Source organism: Candidatus Cardinium sp. cByotN1, from assembly GCF_022810525.1.
In the GTDB taxonomy this organism is placed as follows: Bacteria; Bacteroidota; Bacteroidia; order Cytophagales; family Amoebophilaceae; genus Cardinium.
The window spans coordinates 1-4143 of sequence record NZ_JAACGG010000013.1; the positions used below are offsets into that span (position 1 = coordinate 1).

The window sequence follows — 4143 nt, forward strand, 5'->3', positions numbered from 1 at the left end:
CTTTTTTATCAAGAAAAAAAGTAAGATAAAAAAGCCTTATAATCAAATAAAAATAATTAAAAATTCCTTAAGTTGACGCCATTGGGTGAACGGTTACTTTTTTACTCGATCAAAAAGTAATAGTAAAAATAGCTTATTCACAAGAGCGAATCTCTATCGCTTCTGAAATGGCATCTGCCATTTTTATGATTTTTATGATCCAAGGAATAAGTATTCTCCTAAAATTTTTATCTATTCCTCTTGCATGTTGTGCCATTTTTACCTCATTAAAGCTATCCATGATTAGTGGCATAAAACGTAGGGCCAATGTAAAAGCAAGGCTAATCTTAGCAGGCTTTAACCCAAAATAGGATAGGGGCTTTAATAAAGATGCTAATCCATCGGCTATATCTGCATAAGATGTGGTGGATAGGACCCATGAAGCGAAAATGGCGATATTGCAAAATCTAAGTATAACTTTTATGCTGTCTAACCAATCGGACCCAATTGCATGCAGGCTAAAAATGATGATTAATGGATACAAGTAGAGCGTTACTGGTTTAAGTAATGCTTTGTAAGCAATATTGGTTAAGTACCCTAAGACAAAAGTAATAGCTAAATTAGCTAGATAAAAGCGCCCATCATATATCATAAAAGATGCACTAGAAACGATGATAAGTAGCATCAACCTCCATATAGGAGTTAGCTTAGCAAGCTGCTTGCTATCTGTTTGGTAATGGGTCATATATCAATTTTTGATAGGCTTTTATAGAAGCAGAAGGGAGGTCATCTATCACTAAACGTCCTTGCTCAAAGACAAGTACTCTGTCGAAATGAGTTAGCAGATCTAAGTCATGCGTAACTACTATGATGGTTTGACTGAGATTTTCGATCATCTCTAATATTTTTCTCTTATTTTTAAGATCTAAAAGAGTAGTTGGTTCATCAAATACCATATAAGTAGGCTCCATCACTAGTACGGACAAAATAGCTAATAATTGTTTTTCACCTCCACTCAGCAGGTGTGATTTTTTATATCTTAAGTGGGCTAAGTCATAACTAGTAAGTAGCTTGTTAATCGCTGCATGAATCTCTTTTTTAGTATACCCCATATTTTTAAGCCCAAAAGCGATATCGTCTTCTACGATTGGAAATATAATTTGATGATCAGGATTTTGAAAGATAAATCCTACCTTAGCTCTGACCCCTCTGCGCTCTTTACAAGTAGACAAACCATCAATCTCCACTTTTCCTTCAGATGGAAGCTGTAAGCCATTTATCAGCCTAGCAAATGTGCTTTTGCCGCTCCCATTTGAACCTATAATGCCAATTTTTTTTTCACATAAGGTTACATGCACATTTTTTAAAGCGAAAAAATCATCAAAACAAACGCTTACATGCTCTATTTTAATCATCCTATTATCTATCAGCAAAGTTTTGACACCAAAATGGTCATTAGCCATAGGTTTGGCCAAAGTTCTATTCTTTAATTATAGGATAAGATCTTTTAATAACCATTACAGTAGTAGCTGCAATAGCAGCCTTAATGATATCTCCTGGTATAAAAATGATAGCCCCTAAAAAAGCTTTATTTAGGGGTATATCAAATAGTAAACTGATCCATAATAGACCGATAACATATAATATAACCACCCCACCTAATAGGATATATATAAAAGCCCAGATGATACTCAGTCGATGCCTATTTTTTTCAAATAAAAAGCCAATACTATAGGCAGAGATAGGAAAACCAAGTATAAAGCCACCAGTTGGTCCTAAGATCAGTCCTATGCCACCACGACCACCGCTCATAATAGGGAATCCGATTAAGACGATAGCTATAAATAAAAAAGAGGCCAAAGTAGCTCTTTTAGCGCCTAAAATGCTACCTGCTAACATAGGGCCTAAAGATTGAGCCGTTATGGGAACGGGGTTAAAGGGCAATACAACCATAGGTAGAGCGCCTAAAACAGCATATATGGCCGCAAATAGCGCTATGTATACGGTGTCTTTTGTGGTCATAGAAGTAATGGTTTATTATGTTGAAAAACAAAGATAATAGATAGGAATGCCTTGCGCTATGAATCGCTTTTCATAAGTAGTCTGAAGGCCAAAGTGGTTAGCTAATAATGAAGAGTTATATAAATCTCTTGTATAATCGCCTAGTTCTAGGCCTTGTTCTTGTAGCAAATTGAATGTGTAATCAAATAGTAAGCTACTATCTGTTTTTAAGTGCACAAGTCCACTTTTTATCAATATGGCTTCATATAGTTTTAAAAAACGTGGGCTGGTAAGCCTACGTTTGATATCTCTGTTTTTAGGTCTAGGATCTGGAAAGGTAATCCAAATCTCAGTTATTTCATCTTTTTCAAAGAAATCTAGCAGGTGTGTTACCTGCGCACGTAGAAAGGCAACATTATCTAAGTCATATTTTTGGGCTTCTTGCCCGCCTTTCCATAACCGATCTCCTTTGATATCAATGCCTATAAAGTTTCTTTTTGGAAATATGTTAGCCAGCCCTATCGTATAGGCACCGTGCCCACAACCAATTTCTAATGTAATAGGATGGCTGTTTCTAAAATAGCATGCATGCCACTTCCCTTTGATATTTTTATAAATAGGTTTTCCGGGTTCTATAAGATGATCCAAAAATTTATTGGCCTCAAAACGCTGGCGTTTCTTTCTCATAGCTTTATGGAAGCGGTTTTTCCATTAAAGTTGTTAAAACAGCATACCCCTCTTCCTCAACAGCAATGGTATGTTCAAAGTGGGCTGAGGGTTGACCATCTTTGGTGACAATGGTCCACCTATCTTCTAAAGTTTTAATCGCTGAATGGCCAAGGTTGCATATAGGCTCTATGGCCAGTATCATACCTGCTTTTATAATAGGCCCTTGATTAGGTCTGCCATAATTTGGAATCTCAGGTGGCTCATGTAGCCTAGTGCCTACACCATGCCCACCCAATTCTTTTACCACGCTAAGCTTATGCGCTGTAGCATACTGACCTATGGCATGAGAGATGTCAGAAAGATGAATGCCTGCTTTGATAACACTTAGCCCTTTCCATAACGCTTTTTCGGTATGAGTTAATAAAATTTTTTTCTCATCGGAAATGTTCCCAACGGGATAGGTCCAAGCACTATCTCCAATATAGCCTTTATACTTTACACCTATATCAATGCTGATAATATCTCCCTCTTGCAAGACGCGATTGCTGGGTATGCCGTGGACAACCCCATCATTGATAGAAATACAAGTAGCATTTGGAAAGCCGCGATACCCCTTAAACACGGGATCAGCATTATGGCTTCGAATCAATTCTTCCACCATTTTGTCTAAGGCTAGGCTACTGACACCTGGTTGAATGGCATTCCGTAACAAGTTATGACAAAGCGCTACAATATGGCCTGCTCTTTGCAATAGCTTGACCTCAGAATGGGTGCGTATTTTGATCATATCAAATGATTAGAGGCTAGGGGAGATTGACTTTTAGTGTTGGATAAAATAAGTTAAGTGGAGAATATCGGATTCGAACCGATGACCCCTTGCTTGCAAAGCAAGTGCTCTAACCAGCTGAGCTAATCCCCCTTTTTAAGACTATGATACATCTGTTCAATTGCTTGTATCATCAAGCAAATATAATGGTGTTTTTTGAAAAAATCAAAATAAATCCTTGTTTCCGTTCAACCAATGGCGTTCACTTAAGGATGGCCAACATGGGTAGATTTAAGCCGTTGTTTTTCTTTTCATCTGTAAACGGTGCTTTCTGATCGCCGCTTTTTCCAAGGGTGCGTTTTTTGGTATGCTTCTGCTACACTAGTGAACAGCCAATGGCGTCAACTTAAAAGGAATTTTTAATTATTTTTATTTGGTTATAAGGCTTTTTTATCTTACTTTTTTCTTGATAAAAAAGTAAGTAAAAAATCAAGCCCTGGTAAAAAGTTGCGGAAAGCGCCCCTTACAGCTCTTACTATTACCCATAAGTATGAAAGTATAAGGTGCCTATTCAGTCGAGCTGCAATACAGTAGGTTGTTCTAAAATTTTGTTTCCGTTCACCACTATGGCTTATGCTAGAAAAAAAAACGCGCCCTTTGAAAAAAGTGCGATCAGAAAGCGGAGTTTACAGATGAAAAGAAAAACAGTTGCCGGGATGGATTGCAGG

Annotated in this window: 5 protein-coding genes and 1 tRNA gene; all 6 read right to left on the minus strand. The window is 37.4% G+C overall.

What is annotated here, in order from left to right:
- Positions 1 to 133: 133 nt before the first annotated feature.
- Positions 134 to 724, minus strand: a complete 591-nt coding sequence (locus tag MUW73_RS00510) for an energy-coupling factor transporter transmembrane component T family protein (protein WP_243018739.1) — start codon at positions 722 to 724, stop codon at positions 134 to 136.
- Positions 702 to 1442, minus strand: coding sequence for an energy-coupling factor ABC transporter ATP-binding protein (locus tag MUW73_RS00515; protein WP_243575141.1), 741 nt, complete (start codon positions 1440 to 1442; stop codon positions 702 to 704). The genes MUW73_RS00510 and MUW73_RS00515 overlap by 23 nt, the downstream gene beginning before the upstream one ends.
- A gap of 16 nt (positions 1443 to 1458) precedes the next feature.
- On the minus strand, positions 1459 to 2001 hold the full coding sequence (locus MUW73_RS00520; protein ID WP_243018741.1) for a biotin transporter BioY: 543 nt from the start codon (positions 1999 to 2001) through the stop codon (positions 1459 to 1461).
- Between the two features lie 15 nt (positions 2002 to 2016).
- Positions 2017 to 2667 carry a tRNA (guanosine(46)-N7)-methyltransferase TrmB gene (gene trmB / locus MUW73_RS00525; RefSeq protein WP_243018742.1) on the minus strand — a complete coding sequence of 217 codons (651 nt, stop codon included), beginning with the start codon at positions 2665 to 2667 and terminating at the stop codon, positions 2017 to 2019.
- Between the two features lie 4 nt (positions 2668 to 2671).
- Positions 2672 to 3436 carry a type I methionyl aminopeptidase gene (gene map, locus MUW73_RS00530; RefSeq protein ID WP_243018743.1) on the minus strand — a complete coding sequence of 255 codons (765 nt, stop codon included), beginning with the start codon at positions 3434 to 3436 and terminating at the stop codon, positions 2672 to 2674.
- Between the two features lie 58 nt (positions 3437 to 3494).
- A tRNA-Ala gene (locus tag MUW73_RS00535) sits at positions 3495 to 3568 on the minus strand.
- Positions 3569 to 4143 lie beyond the last annotated feature (575 nt).